Annotated in this window: 17 protein-coding genes; 6 read left to right on the plus strand and 11 right to left on the minus strand. The window is 64.3% G+C overall.

Annotated elements, in window-relative coordinates:
* Window positions 1-12 precede the first annotated feature (12 nt).
* The 3 genes from M0209_RS03425 to M0209_RS03435 all read left to right on the plus strand — a co-directional run bounded on the left by M0209_RS03425 (window position 13) and on the right by M0209_RS03435 (window position 2839).
* On the plus strand, window positions 13-324 hold the full coding sequence (locus M0209_RS03425) for a septum formation initiator family protein (RefSeq protein ID WP_258886903.1): 312 nt from the start codon (window positions 13-15) through the stop codon (window positions 322-324).
* Window positions 325-425: 101 nt separating this feature from the next.
* Window positions 426-1493 carry a pyruvate dehydrogenase (acetyl-transferring) E1 component subunit alpha gene (gene pdhA, locus M0209_RS03430; RefSeq protein WP_258886904.1) on the plus strand — a complete coding sequence of 356 codons (1068 nt, stop codon included), beginning with the start codon at window positions 426-428 and terminating at the stop codon, window positions 1491-1493.
* The gene (locus tag M0209_RS03435; RefSeq protein ID WP_258886905.1) at window positions 1493-2839 is read left to right on the plus strand and encodes a pyruvate dehydrogenase complex E1 component subunit beta; all 1347 of its coding nucleotides are present in this window, start codon (window positions 1493-1495) and stop codon (window positions 2837-2839) included. The genes pdhA and M0209_RS03435 overlap by 1 nt, the downstream gene beginning before the upstream one ends.
* A 3-nt stretch (window positions 2840-2842) precedes the next feature.
* Here M0209_RS03435 and M0209_RS03440 read toward each other — a convergent pair whose 3' ends face one another.
* From M0209_RS03440 to M0209_RS03450, 3 genes are read right to left on the minus strand one after another with little or no spacing between them, the layout of a single operon-like run.
* Complete coding sequence (locus M0209_RS03440; protein WP_258886906.1) at window positions 2843-3586, minus strand: TadE/TadG family type IV pilus assembly protein; 744 nt, start codon at window positions 3584-3586, stop codon at window positions 2843-2845.
* Window positions 3583-4200, minus strand: a complete 618-nt coding sequence (locus M0209_RS03445; protein WP_258886907.1) for a TadE/TadG family type IV pilus assembly protein — start codon at window positions 4198-4200, stop codon at window positions 3583-3585. Before M0209_RS03445 ends, M0209_RS03440 begins: the two co-directional genes overlap by 4 nt.
* Window positions 4197-6203: a TadE/TadG family type IV pilus assembly protein gene (locus M0209_RS03450; RefSeq protein ID WP_258886908.1), complete on the minus strand. Its 2007-nt coding sequence runs from the start codon at window positions 6201-6203 to the stop codon at window positions 4197-4199. Before M0209_RS03450 ends, M0209_RS03445 begins: the two co-directional genes overlap by 4 nt.
* Window positions 6204-6310: 107 nt before the next feature.
* Between M0209_RS03450 and M0209_RS03455 the strand changes: the two genes are divergently transcribed.
* Both M0209_RS03455 and M0209_RS03460 read left to right on the plus strand, forming a co-directional pair.
* Window positions 6311-6922 carry a squalene/phytoene synthase family protein gene (locus M0209_RS03455; RefSeq protein ID WP_258886909.1) on the plus strand — a complete coding sequence of 204 codons (612 nt, stop codon included), beginning with the start codon at window positions 6311-6313 and terminating at the stop codon, window positions 6920-6922.
* Window positions 6923-6966: 44 nt separating this feature from the next.
* Complete coding sequence (locus tag M0209_RS03460; RefSeq protein WP_258886910.1) at window positions 6967-7461, plus strand: EF-hand domain-containing protein; 495 nt, start codon at window positions 6967-6969, stop codon at window positions 7459-7461.
* Here the strand turns inward: M0209_RS03460 and trmFO are convergent.
* From trmFO to M0209_RS03495, 7 genes are all read right to left on the minus strand, one after another.
* On the minus strand, window positions 7406-8770 hold the full coding sequence (gene trmFO, locus M0209_RS03465; RefSeq protein ID WP_258886911.1) for a methylenetetrahydrofolate--tRNA-(uracil(54)-C(5))-methyltransferase (FADH(2)-oxidizing) TrmFO: 1365 nt from the start codon (window positions 8768-8770) through the stop codon (window positions 7406-7408). The genes M0209_RS03460 and trmFO overlap by 56 nt on opposite strands.
* A gap of 225 nt (window positions 8771-8995) precedes the next feature.
* Window positions 8996-9376: a hypothetical protein gene (locus M0209_RS03470; RefSeq protein ID WP_258886912.1), complete on the minus strand. Its 381-nt coding sequence runs from the start codon at window positions 9374-9376 to the stop codon at window positions 8996-8998.
* 29 nt (window positions 9377-9405) lie between these two features.
* Window positions 9406-9786: a hypothetical protein gene (locus M0209_RS03475; protein WP_258886913.1), complete on the minus strand. Its 381-nt coding sequence runs from the start codon at window positions 9784-9786 to the stop codon at window positions 9406-9408.
* A gap of 82 nt (window positions 9787-9868) precedes the next feature.
* On the minus strand, window positions 9869-10363 hold the full coding sequence (locus M0209_RS03480) for a GbsR/MarR family transcriptional regulator (RefSeq protein ID WP_258889552.1): 495 nt from the start codon (window positions 10361-10363) through the stop codon (window positions 9869-9871).
* A gap of 114 nt (window positions 10364-10477) precedes the next feature.
* On the minus strand, window positions 10478-11248 hold the full coding sequence (locus M0209_RS03485; protein ID WP_258886914.1) for a ceramidase: 771 nt from the start codon (window positions 11246-11248) through the stop codon (window positions 10478-10480).
* A gap of 182 nt (window positions 11249-11430) precedes the next feature.
* A complete protein-coding gene (locus tag M0209_RS03490) occupies window positions 11431-11883 on the minus strand; it encodes a YaiI/YqxD family protein (protein WP_258886915.1) in 453 nt (150 codons plus the stop codon).
* 6 nt (window positions 11884-11889) lie between these two features.
* Complete coding sequence (locus tag M0209_RS03495) at window positions 11890-13632, minus strand: DEAD/DEAH box helicase (protein ID WP_258886916.1); 1743 nt, start codon at window positions 13630-13632, stop codon at window positions 11890-11892.
* Between the two features lie 74 nt (window positions 13633-13706).
* Here M0209_RS03495 and M0209_RS03500 point away from each other — a divergent pair, with 74 nt between their 5' ends.
* Entirely contained in the window at window positions 13707-14348 is a 642-nt protein-coding gene (locus tag M0209_RS03500; RefSeq protein WP_258886917.1) for a lysoplasmalogenase, read from the plus strand.
* On the opposite strand, the gene M0209_RS03505 is transcribed toward M0209_RS03500, so the two are convergent.
* A complete protein-coding gene (locus tag M0209_RS03505; RefSeq protein WP_258886918.1) occupies window positions 14345-15475 on the minus strand; it encodes a DUF3089 domain-containing protein in 1131 nt (376 codons plus the stop codon). The two genes, M0209_RS03500 and M0209_RS03505, sit on opposite strands and share 4 nt — an antisense overlap.
* Window positions 15476-15480: the final 5 nt, after the last annotated feature.

Genomic DNA, 15480 nt, shown 5'->3' on the forward strand with positions numbered 1-15480 from the left:
TTCAAGGGGTTGGTGGCGAAGTCTAAAACCTTCTGGATCAATCTGCGCGCAGCGGCTGCCCCGGCGGCAGCGCTGATTGTCGTCGCCTTTTTCGGCGGATATGCGTTGCTAGGGCCCAATGGCGCATTGGCATGGGGCGATTATTCGCGCCAGCTCAAGGAACGCAATGCCCAGCTCGACCGCGTCGAAAAGGCGCGGGGCGAACTGGCCAACCGTGTCGCGTTGCTCGACGGACGTCATGCCGACCGCGACCTTGCCGATGAATTGGTGCGCCGCGATCTGGGGCTGGTCGAACCGGGCGAACGGGTTATTCGCTGGAAATAACCGATACGGTTTCCTGACACTTTTCTAATACGCCAGATACGAAAACTATCGCCTTTACCGTAGCGTCAACTTGCGCGGTCATCGCCGGGGCGCTTATAGCAATGTCGATAACAGCACCCGGGAAAGGCTCGTCTGTGGCAAAAGCCGCCGCCAAGGCAGAAACATCCGCTATCGCCCGTCCGCCAGAGCCGCAGCGCTACCAGGCAACTACCGAAGAAATGATGTTGTTTTACCGGCAGATGCTGCTCATCCGCCGGTTCGAGGAAAAGGCGGGTCAGCTGTACGGCCTCGGCCTGATCGGGGGGTTCTGTCACCTCTATATCGGCCAGGAGGCGGTTGCGGTCGGTCTGCAGTCGGCGCTGACCATCGGGCTGGATTCGGTCATCACCGGCTATCGCGACCACGGCCACATGCTGCTCTGCGATATCGAACCGAAGGTGGTCATGGCCGAGCTGACCGGCCGTGCGGCGGGCATATCGCGCGGCAAGGGCGGGTCGATGCACATGTTCGACGTCGCCAAGGGGTTTTACGGCGGGCATGGCATTGTCGGCGCGCAGGTGTCGTTGGGCGCGGGCCTGGGCTTCGCGCATAAATACCGGGGCGATGGCGGCATCGCGATTGCCTATTTCGGCGATGGTGCTGCGAACCAGGGGCAGGTCTACGAGAGCTTCAACATGGCAGCGCTGTGGAAGCTGCCGATCGTGTTCGTCATCGAGAACAACGGCTATGCCATGGGCACCAGCACCGCGCGCGGCAGTTCCGAAACCGATTTCCACCGGCGCGGCGAGAGTTTCCGCCTTCCCGGCATCCAGGTCGACGGGATGGACGTGCTCGCGGTACGCGGTGCCGCCGAGGCGGCATTCAAATGGGTGCGCGACGGCAACGGGCCGGTGCTGATGGAGCTCAAGACGTACCGCTACCGCGGACATTCGATGTCCGATCCGGCGAAATACCGCAGCCGCGACGAGGTCCAGTCGATGCGCGACCAGCACGATCCCATCGAGGGCCTGAAAAAAACGCTCGAGGCGGCTGGCGTCACGGACGATGCGCTGAAGGCCATCGACAAGGAAATCCGTACGCTGGTCGCCGAAGCTGCCGATTTCGCCGAACAATCGCCCGAGCCGGATTTGAGCGAACTCCATACCGACGTGCTGGTGGGGCAATATTAATGGCAATCGAACTGAAAATGCCCGCGCTGTCGCCGACGATGGAAGAGGGGACGCTGGCGAAATGGCTCGTGAAAGCGGGCGATACGGTCAAATCGGGCGACATCCTTGCCGAGATCGAGACCGACAAGGCGACAATGGAATTCGAGGCGGTCGACGAGGGGACGATTGCGACCATTCTGGTTGCAGAGGGCACCGACAATGTGAAGGTCGGCACGGTCATCGCAACCATGGCGGGCGAAGGCGAAACGGCGGCTCCTGCTGCCGTCGCTGCACCGGTGGCGGCGCCTGAACCTGTTGCGGCTCCGGTGCCTGCGCCTGTCGCGGCCCCTGCGCCGGTCGTGGCCGCACCGGAAGTCCCTTCGGGTCCGACCGTCAAAGTCACCCTCCGCGAAGCGCTGCGCGACGGCATGGCCGAGGAAATGCGCGCCGACGACCGCGTGTTCGTGATGGGCGAGGAAGTCGCCGAATATCAGGGCGCGTACAAGGTCACCCAGGGGCTGCTCGAGGAGTTCGGCGCACGACGCGTTATCGATACGCCGATCACCGAATACGGGTTCGCCGGCATCGGCACGGGGGCCGCGATGGGGGGCTTACGTCCCGTCGTCGAGTTCATGACCTTCAACTTCGCGATGCAGGCCATCGACCACATCATCAATTCGGCCGCGAAAACCAACTATATGTCGGGCGGCCAGATGCGCTGTCCGGTGGTGTTCCGCGGTCCCAATGGTGCCGCCGCGCGGGTCGGTGCGCAACACAGCCAGAATTACGGTCCGTGGTATGCCAGCGTCCCCGGTCTGATCGTGATCGCGCCCTATGATGCCGCCGATGCCAAGGGGCTGCTGAAGGCGGCAATCCGCTGCGAAGATCCGGTGGTCTTCCTCGAAAACGAGCTGCTCTACGGACGCAGTTTCGACGTGCCGGAGGGCGATGTCGTCGTCCCCATCGGCAAGGCGCGCATCATGCGTCCCGGCAAGAGCGTGACCATCGTGAGCTATTCGATCGGCGTCGGTCTCGCGCTCGAAGCCGCCGAAAGGCTGGCCGGCGAGGGCATCGATGCCGAAGTTATCGATCTCCGCACGCTGCGTCCGCTCGACACCGCGACGGTGCTGGCGAGCCTCAAAAAGACCAACCGCATGATTGTGGTCGAGGAGGGCTGGCCGGTGTGCTCGATCGCGTCCGAAATCTGCACGGTCGCGATGGAGCAGGGCTTCGACGACCTCGACGCGCCGGTGATGCGCGTCACCAACGAGGACGTGCCGATGCCTTATGCCGCGAATCTCGAAAAGGCGATGCTGGTCAACGCCGACCGCATCGTCGCGGCGGCAAAGGCGGTCTGCTACTGCTGAGGCTCAGCAGGTCCGCCGCGTAACGGCAGGCGTGTTCTGGAACAGTCCGAAATCCTCGGCGGACGTCGTTGCCGCAACGGTCGAGACGCCCAGCTGGCGCGGATCGCGGACGATGAATGCGCCCTTATAGGTGATGACCTGGTTGTCGACGCGTAGCCCGAAGTACTGGAGTCCCTGCGCGAACGGCTCGACGATCGCGTCATAGTCATAGGCGACTTCGACGAAGATGACCGCGTTGCTCGCCGGGGCCTGCACCTGCTGTCCCGCGAGGCCCATGCCGGTGAATGACGTGCCAGTCTTGCCGTTGCCGGCCGTCCCGTAGGACGAGTTCCACGACTTGTTTCCCCAGCAGCGCTGCCACGCGATCCACTGACCGCCGGCGCTGTTTTGCTGCAGGCTCGACACGATGATACGACCGCGGTTCTGCATGTCGATCGGTGCGCCCTGGATGCGCGCCGCCTCGAAGGTGTCGTTGATGTCGCCTTCATAGACCTTTTTGAGCGCAAGGCCGTTGTTCTCGCCCACGCGCGCGGCATTGTCGGCGACCATCATGCCGATCTGGCTGACGCGCATGCGGGTGACGGCGAGGTTGGCGATCTCGACCCCGCCCAGACCGATGCCCAGCAGCACCGGCAGGCCATAGGCGAATTCGATCAGCGCCAGCCCCGACGCGTCGCGGCGCAGCGCGCGCATCAGGGGGCGCAAGCCGCCGGAACGGCGGTGCAGCGAGGCGGCGATATCGGTCACGTACAGTTCCTCGTCGGGCCGGTCGTGCGTGCGGCCTGGTTGTTGTAGGGCTGGTTCCGCAGCACCGTGGATGACTTGATCGTCTGATATTGCGACGCGCCGAACAGCGAATTGACCGGGAACAGCGAGCGATAGGTTACCTGGGCTGTGTAGAGCACGACATCGTCCGCCCCGCCTTGGCCCGCCTGTGCGCCATCGTCCCAACTGTTGCTGTTGTTGACGTCGACATAGGTATAGGTCGTGCCGCCTGAAGGAGCCGCGCACTGGCCGCCCGGGCCGGTCGACGGTTCCATCTTGCCCGAACTTGAAAAGTCCTTGAAATTGCGCCGGGTGAAGGTGAAGTTGCTGTCGGTCACCGACGCATTCACCTGCCGGAACGAGTTCTTGACCTTCTCGTCGAGCGCGGCACTGACCGTCGCGACCGAGCCGGATTCGAGCGTCGCATCGCGCGCGGCTTTTTGCACGGCCCCTTCGAACATGGCCTTGGCGTAAAGCCGGTAGGTCATGTCGAGCAGGCCCATGATGACGAGCAGCAGGGCAGGAGCAACCAGCGCGAATTCGACGAGCGCCGCCCCCCGCTTGTCGGCGCGTAGCCGTTTGATCAGCGCGTTCATCGGGCGAGCCTCAGTTCGGCGATCTGCGACGCAATGGCCTGGAACTGTGCGCGCAAGGAGGCGGTGTCGGTCGCCACATAGGACTTGCCGCTGTCCGCGCAGCTGACCAGGTTCGGCGGATTGCTTGTCCCGAACGCGATCGTCCAGATGGTCATGTTGTTCGCCCGCGCCGCGTTGCACATCGCCACGAACCGTGCGTTGTGGCGGTTGATCAGGTCGCTCTGCGACGGCGTGTTGCCCGAACCCGACACGCGCCGGTCGATTTCCTCGAAGCCGTGCGCGTTATAGATGCTTGGCGGCGTCACCATGTCGCCGTCGGTCATGAAGATCAGATGGCGACTGATCGGCTTGCCATTGGGTGCGGTCGTGTTCTCGCTCGCCCACATGCCTGTCGGCGACAGCAATCGCGCGCCCCATGCCATGCCGAGGTCGTGGAATGTATTGCCGTTGGCAACCAGCGAGTTGACGTAGTTCTGTACATCTGCCCGTGCGCGCACTGCCAGCTTGCTTGCCGCGACTGGGCACCATGTCGCCACACTGCGCCACGGATTGGGTTGAGCCGACCCGTATTCGCTGATTGCGGGGCGGTTCGTCGTGGTGTTGAGGACAGTGGCGGTCGTGTCGCGGTCGTAGACCAGCTCGGGCCACATCGGACGCCACATCGTGGCATTGTTGAACGGCGTGGTCAGGATATCCATGTCCCAGGCACCCGACGGGATCGTCGCATAGGTCGCCTGCGCGACCGTATCGCGTTCCTCGACGCAACCGTCATAAACCGAGGACTGACCCGGTACCGTCGAACCCGGCGTGTTGACTAGCGCCACCATGTCATAGCTGCCCGAATTCGGCACCGATCCCGTCGGTGTCGCATTGGCGGCGTAGACGTTGACGACGGTGCCCGTCCGCATCGTCGAGACGTCGTAGCTGACCGGCTTATAGTCCCAGCTTGTGAAGCCGTAGCGGCCGTTGAGCGCATAGCTGGTCGTCGCGGTGCGATAGCGACGCGTGCAGGTCTGGTTGCCGCTGTAAGTGTTCGAGACGCGCTCGTAGAACACCTGCGTCACCGTCGCCGGTGCACCACTCTGCTGGAATACGTCGTTCGTCGGCAAGGTCGGATTGCCCGCCGGATTCGGACTGAATCCCGAAAAGGCAAGGTTGTTGCCATAGGCGGTGCAGTTGGTGTTGCTGATCGTGCTGCCGTAGTTCTGGTTGGTCCAGCCGTTATAGGTCGTCGTCGGGTGGTAGCCCGGCGTCGTCATGTTCGCGGTGCGCGACTGGTAGGTCCAATTGTCTACCATCCAGTTCAGCGGCAGGATTTCCTGGTTGGTGAACGGATCGAGTCCGACGTTGACTGCGGCGGAATAGGGCACGAAGCCGATCCGGAAGCGCGCGTCGCTGCTCGTCGCGTTGTTGATCGTGTCATAGAAATCGAGCACTGCCGAGCGCAGCCCGACAATCTTGGAACCCGGACCTGAACCGCAATTGCTGTCGTCGGGGCAGTTCGCCATGGAGCCGGTGACGTCGAGCACCATCATGACATCGGTGTTCGAAATCTCGAGCTTGGCCTCGCACTGGACGGCCAGATCGATGTATTCGGTGCCGAAAATCTTCGTGATCGTCATTGGCACTCGCGCGGTCGCGGTGGCCTCGACCTGCCCGTCCGACGTCGCTGCGGGGGTGAATGCGATGTTGGTCGCGCCTGCCGTGCCGGTAGCAAAGTTGGTGTTGAAGAACTTGCTGCCCAGTTGCGACGAATTCGAATCGAGCGTTGCGCCCGCCATCGAGCGCCGCGCCGCGAGGACACCGGCGTCGCACGCCTGCTGCAGGCGCGACTTGATGAGGTACGACCGGCCGATGTCGACGGCAGAGCCGACCATGCCCGCGAGCGGAATCGTCGCCATCGCGATCATCGCGAGCGTATTGCCGCTTGTGTCGCGACGCAGGCGGGTCAATATCCCGCTGTATTCGCGTGGCACGCCCTGTGTCGCCGGAGAGAATTTCATGCCCCTGAGCCCATCTGGATTAGCTGTATTTGGCGTCAGATGCGACGATCAGGGATAAGGGTGGCTGAAGCGAAAGGGTTAACTCCCGGTTTGCCCTGTTTTGTTGCATGATCGAACCGACCGATCCCGACCGCGCCTTTGCGCTGGGGCATGTGCCGGGGGCGCAGCGTGCAGCCGTTGCGGCGCTGTGGGCGCTTGACGAACAACTGGGACAGATCGTCGCCTCGACGACCCAGCCGATGGTCGGGCAGATGCGCCTCTTGTGGTGGCGGGAAGTGCTGATTTCCGGGGTTTCCGGCCATCCTTTGCTGGCCGAACTGACGTCAGTTCGGGCCTGCGGGATCGACACCGAAGCGCTCGGCACGATCGTCGAGGGATGGGAAGAACTGCTCGAACCGCTCCCGCTGTCGGAGGCGCAACTGGCGGCCTATGCGGCGCAACGCGGGACACAATTATTTGCACTGACCGCACAGATTTGTGACGTCACTTGTCCAGCCGAAGCAGGGGCAGGGTGGGCGCTGGCCGATTTCGGGTTCCGTTGTTCGGATCCGGTGACGTCATCGCGCGCGCTGGGCCTGGCACGCGAAATCCTCGCAACCGCCGAGCCCCGACGACTGTCGCGACCGTTACGGATTCTGGTACGGTTGGCGCAGGGCGATGTTACCGCAGGCAAGAAAACCGTCCGGTCGCGGTGGAAATTGTTGCGGAGTGTTGCCTAGCCACTTCAAACGCGCCTAGCCTTGTCTTTGAAGGGGCGAGTCGAATGGGGCGGTTTCTTGCAGGTGTTGCGGCGGCATTGTTGCTCGTCACGGGCGGCTTCTTCATCTGGCGCGCTCAGGCGGATCGCGGGACGGTAATACCAGCGCTTGCAGCCACCCCTGCAGAAGCGCCGATGGGTCTTGCCGATCTCGCCGGACCGCCTGCCGCCAGCGAACGCACGCGTGAGGAGAAACGGTTCGCGCGGTACGACAAGGACAGAAACGGGGCCGTTGCGCGCGAGGAATATCTGCTCGCGCGGCGCAAGAATTTCGCCAAGCTCGACCTCAATGGCGACGGACGGCTCGGGTTCGAGGAATATGCCGTAAAAGCAGTCGCCAAATTCGCTGCCGCCGACAAGGACAAGAGCGGCGCGCTGGGTCCGGCGGAATTCGCGCTGACCCGTGTGGTTCGCAAGTCTGCGCCGAAATGCGCGTGCAAGCCCGCTATACGGACTCCGGCTGCGGCACCGGCTGCCGAGGATGCACCGGAAGAGCAGTGATCCATTCGCCCAGATGTTCGCGCGCGCGGGCGGAATACATCCGCTTGCGGTCGGCTTTGCCGGTCTTTTTGGTCAGCTCCAGTGGGGGGAACAGGCCGAAGTTGACGTTCATCGGTTGATAGGTCGCGACGTCCGCCCCGCCGGTGATGTGTGCCAGCAACGCGCCGAACGCGGTCGTCGGCGGGGGCAGGGAAATGACGTCACCGGCCAGCTCCGCCGCCGCGAACCGCCCCGCGAGCAGACCGATGGCGGCGCTCTCCAGATACCCCTCGCACCCGGTGATCTGGCCGGCAAAGCGGATGTGCGGCGCGGATTTCAGGCGCAAGGTCGGGTCGAGCAGCACCGGAGACTTGATGAAGGTGTTGCGGTGCAAGCCCCCCAGTCGCGCGAATTCGGCGTTCTGCAGCCCCGGGATCATCCGGAACACGCGGACCTGTTCGGCATGTTTCAGCTTGGTCTGGAACCCGACGATATTCCACAGTGTGCCGAGCGCATTGTCCTGCCGCAGCTGCACCACGGCCCAGGGCCAGCGCCCGGTCTTCGGGTTGTCGAGCCCGACCGGTTTCATCGGCCCGAAGCGCAAGGTGTCGAGGCCGCGTTCGGCCATCACCTCGATCGGCATGCAACCGTCGAAATAGGGGACGTTTTCCCATTCCTTATACTCGGTCTTTTCGCCCGCGATCAGCGCCGCGTGGAAGGCGAGATATTCGTCCTTGGTCATCGGGCAATTGATGTAGTCCGCGCCCCCCTTGTCCCAGCGCGCGGCGCGCCAGCAGATGTCCATGTCGATGCTGTCGTGATGGACGATGGGGGCGAGTGCGTCGAAGAAGGCGAGGCTTTCCTCGCCGGTCTCCGCACCGATAGCTTGGGCGAGCAACGGCGCGGTGAGCGGCCCTGTAGCGATAATGGCGGGTCCGGCGGGCAATGTGTCGACCCGTTCGCGGATCAGGTCGATATTGGGATGCGCTGCAATCGCCGCCGTCACCCCACCCGAATAGCCGTCGCGGTCGACCGCGAGCGCCGACCCCGCCGGCACGCGGTGCGCGTCGGCCTCTCGCATGATGAGCGACCCCAGGGTCCGCATTTCCTGATGCAGCAGACCGACCGCATTGGACTCGGCATCGTCGGAACGGAACGAGTTCGAGCAGACCAGCTCGGCGAGGTCGGTCGTCCGGTGGGCGGCGGTGACGTCACCGCCTGCACCCCCGCGCATTTCGGACAGGCGGACGCGGTATCCCGCTTGCGCCAGCTGCCAAGCCGCCTCCGACCCCGCCATGCCGCCGCCGATGATGTGGATGTCGTGAGTCAAAAATCGGGTCCGATATTTTTGCGGGAATGCACCAGATAGCTTTGAACGATCGTGCGTAACATTACCAACCTCACCCACATCGACCCTGTAAATCGCAATTCGACCCGCCTAAGCGAATCGACCGCGAGGGGAACATGGCAAGAACCTTGCGTGTAGGACAGGGGCTGTTGCCAGCCTCGTCATTTTCGCGTGGACGGGAAAGACGGGGTAAAGCTTTCCCAGGCACTATTCCCATGTCGTCAGGCGGTGTGCCACCAGAGCGCAGCTTGCGCCGGTCATTGCAAAGGCAGCTCCGAACATTCCCGACGCGTCGGGAATGAATGCGAACGGTAGCCCCGCCGAACCGGCCCCGGCCAGCGCCCAGGCAACCGGGAACCGCAAGGCAAAATTGCCGATGCCGATACCGTGCATGAACCAGGTACCGATCAGATTGGGCACCACCGAAAGTACGAAGCCGAACAGGGTCGAAGCGAAGACCATCATGATCACACCGCCAGCGACATCAGCACTGGCGCCGAATTTATAGGTCGCGGGCATTTCCGTCGCCCAAGCGGCAAGCGCGTACGACGCGAGAAATGCCGGGCCGGCGGCGAGCGATGCGAACATCGCCCCCGCCCTATAGTGTCCCCTTCGCATCACCGGGCAACCGGTTGTGCCAAGCCCTGTTCGTAGAGCCAGCTGTTCACCTTGCGCCCGAATTGCGCGACTGCACCCATGTTGAAGAAGTGCATGGCGCCCAGCACCATGACGGCAAGGCCGACCTTGTTGCTAAGGAAGCGGATCGTGTCGGTGATCGTAACCGGTTCTGCGCCGAGGCTGAGCGTCAGCGTGATAAAGCCGATATTGACGAGGTAGAAACCGACCACGAGCAAGTGGTTGGTGGATTTGGCGACGTCGGCATTGTGGCCGAAGCACTGGATGAGAAAGACCTCGCCGTTTTTGGACAGTGTGCGGGCGACCCAGATCGTGATCGCAATGGTGATCGCGAGATACAGGGCATAGGCAGTTTCGACCATTGTATTCCCTTTCATTCCGTCATTTCTGTAATTAGAGAAGTTGCGAGATATGGCTTTGGTGTCATGTCATGGCGTCCTCCCGTCAGTCTTGGGGTTTGGTGCGGCCCGGAATGAACCGCGCGACCTTGCTGCCCAGCTTCATCAGCGCGACGAGCGTCGGCTTGGGCAGGCTGCGGACCTGTTCGTACCAGCCCGACAGCGTGCCGAGGAATTCGTGCATCCGCCCGATGCGTTCGCGGACGTGCTTGGGCAGCGCGTCGTTGAGTTGGGCACGGGCGGCGAGTTCGCCGAGCAGCGCCACTGTCGGGTCGATCTCGCGTTTCTTGCGCTCGGCAACGATCCGCATCAGCATGTCCCACAGGTCGGTCTCGGCGACGAAATGATCGCGCCTATCGCCGGTGACGTGGGTGCGACGGACGATGCCGTAACCCTGCAATTCCTTGAGGCCGGTCGACACATTCGAACGCGCAAGTTTCAGCGTGTCGACGATTTCCTCGGCGTGGAGCGGCCGGTCGCTGAGATAGAGCAGCGCGTGAATCTGGCTGACCGAGCGGTTGACGCCCCATTGCGTGCCCATTTCGCCCCAGTGGAGGATGAAGGCTTCGACTTCGGGGAAACGTTCGATATCCACGGGATCACGACTCGGCAGTAATTTCTGTAAAAACAGAAATGACAGACTTAAACGGCGACGTCAACTGCGGCGCTCGCTCCGGTAATAGCGATACCCGCACCACACCGCCGCCGCGTTGAGCAAGTGCCAGAGGGCGTGCCCCTGGATCAGGCTGTTGCCGTCGCACCAGACCCGCGTCAGGTCGGCGATCCAGATGGCGAAGGCGGCGGCTTGCAGGGCGATGCCGTAGAGATACCAGCGGACTTCGATGCCGGGGCGTTTGGGGCGGGCGAAGGTGAGTTCGATGGCGATATCTGCGATGAGGACGACGGCGAACAGCCAGCGGCGGGTTTCGGGGATCGCGATCAGGAAGCCGATGAGGACGGCGCAGAGCGCGAGGTAGAGCAGGACTGCGCCACTATCGCCCAGCGCGCGCCAGCGGCGGAAGGCGTATGTCAGCGTGAAGGCGCTGAAGAGATACATGCCGACGACGTCCCAGAACTGGCCCCACAGCGTGAGCGTGGCGTGGAGCAGGAAACTGCCGACGCCGATCAATATGGCGGTCAGCGCGAACCAGATCGCGGGGAAGGCCGCAAAGGGCGTGCGGGGGCTGGGGCGCCCTGCGACGAGGATGATCCAGAAGCCGACCGCGACGAAGCCGAACGACGACCAACTGTTGGCAGGTTGGAGGATCAATTCTCCGGCGCGGGGGACTTCGCAGAAGCAGTGGGTGGCGAGACAGGTCGCGGGGAGGAAGCGCGTCCAGTCGGGGCCGAGAGTAGCGACGAGCGCGTAGGTTGCGAGCGCCGTGAGGGCGGTGAGGAGGGCAGTGAGGGCGAGTTTTGCGGGCATCCTTCGACAACATTGGGCCGGTCGCTCATCAGCGGCAAGGCTCTATGCCCCCCTCCCTGAAGGGGTGAGGGAAATGCGAGCGTAGCGAGCGAGGGTGAGGGGTTGTGAAATCACGCATGCCCTCACCCTGCGCGGCGGGCAACGCCGCGCTGTCCCTCTCCCCTTCAGGGAGAAGGACGCCTTCAGCCCCGTTTCAGCTTCACCAGTGCGGTGTCGAGCGCTTGCAGGAACCGCGAGCGGTCGGCCTTGGCAAAGGGGGCCGGGCCGCCCACGATATCTCCGCCTGCGCGCAGATCGGCCATGATCGCGCGCGTCGCGACCGCGCCGCCGATCGAGGCGGCGGTGAACGGCTTGCCGGTCGGGGAAATGACCGTCGCGCCTGCCTTTACACAGCGGTCGGCGAGCAGGATGTCGGCGGTTATGACGATGCTGGCCGCGTTTGCGCGTTCGGCGATCCAGTCATCGGCCTCGTCGAAGCCGCTGCCGACGACAATGCGCTCGACGAGCGGATGGACGAGCACGCGGAAGGGTGAGTTGCTGACGATCTTTACCGCGACCTCGTGGCGCAGCGCGACCTTGTAGATCTCGTCCTTTACCGGACAGGCATCGGCGTCGACGAGGATGACGAGCGCCATGACCGGTTAGCGCGACGCGTGGCGCGGTTTACCCTTGTAGGGCGGCTTGCCGCCGCCGCCGGGTCCGGGCGCGCCGCGCGAAAGGGTCGGGCGGGCAGGGCGGTTGGCGCCGTTGCGCTGCGGACGACCGCCGCCGCCTTCATCGACGCCGGGCGTGGGCCCGTGATGCGGGGCGATGTGGATGCCGTCCTCGCCTTCGGTCCCCTTGGTGCGTTTCAGCGCGTCGGCGAACTTGTCGGCGGCGCTGCGTTTGACCTGGACATAGGTTTCGGACGCCGCAATGCGGATCGCGCCGATCTCGCCGCGCGTGATATGGCCGCGGCGGCAAAGCAACGGCAAAATCCAGCGCGGGTCGGCGTTATGGCGGCGGCCGCAGTCCATCTTGAACCAGATTGTGTCCTCGAAACCCTCGCGCGGGCCGGGGGCTTTCGCCGGACGCGCGTCGATCAGTTCCTCGGCCTGCGGCATTTTCGCGCGGTGCATGCGGACGAGCGCGGCGGCAATGTCTTCGGGGCTGCGTTCGGCGAGCAGGCGGGCGGCCAGCGCCTTGTCCTCGTCGTCGGTCTCCACGGGTTCGAGGAGGGCGTGGAGCAGGCGTTCGTGGTCCTGAGCGCGGATCGCCTCGGGCGTCGGCATCGAAATCCAGTCGGCGGTGACGCGGGCGTCGCGGAGCATGGCCTCGACCCGCCTGCGGCGCGGGTGGGGCACGATAAGGACGGCGGTGCCTTTCTTGCCTGCGCGCCCGGTGCGGCCCGAACGATGCTGGAGCGCGTCGGGATCGCGCGGGATTTCGACATGGATGACGAGCGTCAGCGTCGGCAGATCGATGCCGCGCGCGGCGACATCGGTGGCGACGCAGACCCGGGCGCGGCGGTCGCGCAGGGCTTGCAACGCCGCGTTGCGCTCGTTCTGGCTGTGCTCGCCCGACAGCGCGACGGCGGCGAACCCGCGCTCGATGAGGCTCGCGTGGAGATGGCGGACATTGTCGCGGGTGGCGCAGAACAGCATCGCCGAATCCGCTTCGTGGAAACGCAACAGGTTCACAACCGCGTTTTCGATATCCGACGGAGCCACGGTGACGCACTGATAGGCGATATCGCCGTGCCCGCGATCTTCGCCCACCGTCGAGATACGCAGCGCATCGCTTTGATAACGCTTGGCAAGGGCCACGATCGGCTTGGGCATCGTTGCCGAGAACAACAGGGTGCGGCGCACATTCGGCGTCGCGTCGAGAATCTGTTCGAGATCCTCGCGGAAGCCCATGTCGAGCATCTCGTCGGCCTCGTCGAGCACGGCGACGCGCAGCGCCGACAGGTCGAGCGCGCCGCGTTCGAGGTGATCGCGCAGGCGTCCGGGCGTGCCGACGACGATATGCGATCCGTGCTGGAGGTTGCGGCGTTCCTTGCCCGCATCCATGCCGCCGACGCAGGTCGCTATGCGCGCGCCGGTCTTGCCATAGAGCCACATCAGTTCGCGGCTGACCTGCAGCGCGAGTTCGCGCGTCGGCGCGATGCACAGCGCGAGCGGCGGCAGGGTGAAGGGCACCTTGCCGTCCTCGCCGAGCAGTTGCGCGGCCATGGCAAGACCGAAGGCGACGGTCTTGCCCGAGCCGGTCTGGGCGGAGACGATCAAGTCGCGCCCGTCGGCTTCGGGCTCGATCACGGCGGCCTGCACGGGGGTGGGGGCGGTATAGCCATGCGCGGCGAGGGCTTCGCCGAGAAGCGCGGGAACAGTGCTGAAGGAGGTCATGGCGGCGCGCATAGACGGCTTTTGCGAATTTGTCGCCTGTTGCGTTGCAGCAGGGTGGCGGGCAGGGGTGGGCGATGGGGAATGAACGGGTCTTGCGCCGGATTTTCGCGGCGGCGCTGGTCGCGGGGACGAGCTATCTGCTCGCCGGTCCGCTGGGCGTCGCGGGTCCAGTGGCGATTGCGTGGAAGGGCGCGGGTGTCGCGTTGCTGGCATTATGGTGCGCGTTGCAGGCGAGGGACCGCGACGGCTGGCTGATCGCCGCCGTCATGGCGTTCGGGGCTCTGGGCGATGTGTTGCTTGAGGCGGTCGGGCTGACGGCGGGAGCCTTCGCGTTCCTGTTCGGGCATCTAATTGCTGCCCATCTTTATGGGCGCAATCAGCGCCCGGTGTGGACCCGCACGCAGCGGGCTCTCGCCGTTACGCTCGCTTTGGCCACGCCGCTGATCGCTTGGGTGCTTACCTACAGGATCGACATCGTCCCCTATGCATTTTGGCTCGGCATAATGGCGGCGACGGCTTGGGTCAGCCGCTTTCCGCGCTATCGCGTGGGGTTGGGCGCGGTCATGTTCGTGGCGTCGGACCTGCTGATCTTTGCAAAGCTCGGCCCGCTGGCGGGGTCGCCGGTGCCGGGGCTGCTGATCTGGCCGCTGTATTTCGGCGGACAGGTGTTGATCGCCCGGGGTATCACCCAGACATTGGCGCAGGACCGGCGCTAGCGTTTGCCCGCCTTCCACGCCGCCAGCTGCTGCGGGACCAGTGCGACCAGATCGTCATAGGCGAGGCTGACGTCGATCAGGTGCAGGCCCCAATCGGCGAGCACGGTCTTCCCCACCGCAACGTCGCCCGGCACATCGTCGGTGCGTGGGTCGGCGGGGTCGGCATTGACGTGAACCGACAAATAGTTTGCGCCGTCGGTGCTGGCGCATTGCGCCGTGATCAGGCCGGGCAGGGTGACGAACGCGGTCTTGGCGGCGCCGGTCTTGCTCCACGGGCCGGTGTCGCGCGCCATTTCCCATGAGCGGCCTGCCGCAAAGGCACTGTGCGCCTCTGCCTTGCCGCCACCGAGCGCCGCCGGGTTGGTGCAGGCGACCTCCAGATCGGGTTTGTCGCTTTTGCCGAAGCGCGATTTGGCGGGCGGCGGAGCGGTGTCGCGAAAGCTGACATAGGTCACGATGCAGCCGGTCTGCGTCGCTTTGCGGCATAGCGGTGTTGTCTTGAAATCGCCGCCGGTGTCCTTGCCCTTGGCGACGAGGATGTTGCTGCCAGCCAATATCGCCGACAACATCTGGCGGGCGAGCGGTTTGCCGTCGATTTCCTCGGCAATCAGGCGCTTGAGCACGCCCGAGCCCTGGCTGTGGCCGATCAGGACGAACGGGCGACCCTGATTGTCGTTGGCCAGATAATGCCGCCACGCCGCGCGGACGTCGGTATAGGCTAGCTCGCGGTCGAGCGGGATCGGGCTGCCGTACATTACCGATTGCAGCGCGGACAGCGTGACTTGACGATAGAGCGGCGCGAAGGTCCGGCACTGCGACCCGAAGCGCGCAAACTGCGCCTCGATGACTTTGCGCTCCTCCTCGTTCGCGACCATGTCGCTATTGCCGGTGCGGTCGAACGAGACGGTAGGATAGACGTAGAAGCAATCGGCCTCGGGCGCTTTGGCGCGCACAAACGGGGTCACAGTCATTGTGCCGTCGGGCGTAATCGCGGTGGCATCGAGCGGGATCGTGCAGGCATCGCGGCGGTCAGGGCGGCAAAGCCAGTTTTGGCCGAGGTTGTAATCGTTCGGAGCAGGTGTCGCGGCAGCGGCAGCGGCGGCGGCGAGCAAAAGCGTAGCGATCATAGACT

It is taken from the genome of Sphingomonas sp. SUN039 (assembly GCF_024758725.1).
Classification (GTDB): domain Bacteria; phylum Pseudomonadota; class Alphaproteobacteria; order Sphingomonadales; family Sphingomonadaceae; genus Sphingomonas_O.

Bases quoted from the DNA above. Each gene is read 5' to 3' on its own strand.
- M0209_RS03480 (WP_258889552.1), bottom strand. From the start codon at position 10,363: ATGGGCACGCAATGGGGCGTCAACCGCTCGGTCAGCCAGATTCACGCG.
- M0209_RS03455 (WP_258886909.1), top strand. From the start codon at position 6,311: ATGATCGAACCGACCGATCCCGACCGCGCCTTTGCGCTGGGGCATGTG.
- M0209_RS03495 (WP_258886916.1), bottom strand. From the start codon at position 13,632: ATGACCTCCTTCAGCACTGTTCCCGCGCTTCTCGGCGAAGCCCTCGCC.
- M0209_RS03435 (WP_258886905.1), top strand. From the start codon at position 1,493: ATGGCAATCGAACTGAAAATGCCCGCGCTGTCGCCGACGATGGAAGAG.
- M0209_RS03475 (WP_258886913.1), bottom strand. From the start codon at position 9,786: ATGGTCGAAACTGCCTATGCCCTGTATCTCGCGATCACCATTGCGATC.
- M0209_RS03445 (WP_258886907.1), bottom strand. From the start codon at position 4,200: ATGAACGCGCTGATCAAACGGCTACGCGCCGACAAGCGGGGGGCGGCG.
- M0209_RS03485 (WP_258886914.1), bottom strand. From the start codon at position 11,248: ATGCCCGCAAAACTCGCCCTCACTGCCCTCCTCACCGCCCTCACGGCG.
- M0209_RS03460 (WP_258886910.1), top strand. From the start codon at position 6,967: ATGGGGCGGTTTCTTGCAGGTGTTGCGGCGGCATTGTTGCTCGTCACG.
- M0209_RS03490 (WP_258886915.1), bottom strand. From the start codon at position 11,883: ATGGCGCTCGTCATCCTCGTCGACGCCGATGCCTGTCCGGTAAAGGAC.
- M0209_RS03500 (WP_258886917.1), top strand. From the start codon at position 13,707: ATGGGGAATGAACGGGTCTTGCGCCGGATTTTCGCGGCGGCGCTGGTC.
- M0209_RS03470 (WP_258886912.1), bottom strand. From the start codon at position 9,376: ATGTTCGCATCGCTCGCCGCCGGCCCGGCATTTCTCGCGTCGTACGCG.
- M0209_RS03450 (WP_258886908.1), bottom strand. From the start codon at position 6,203: ATGAAATTCTCTCCGGCGACACAGGGCGTGCCACGCGAATACAGCGGG.
- M0209_RS03505 (WP_258886918.1), bottom strand. From the start codon at position 15,475: ATGATCGCTACGCTTTTGCTCGCCGCCGCCGCTGCCGCTGCCGCGACA.
- pdhA (WP_258886904.1), top strand. From the start codon at position 426: ATGTCGATAACAGCACCCGGGAAAGGCTCGTCTGTGGCAAAAGCCGCC.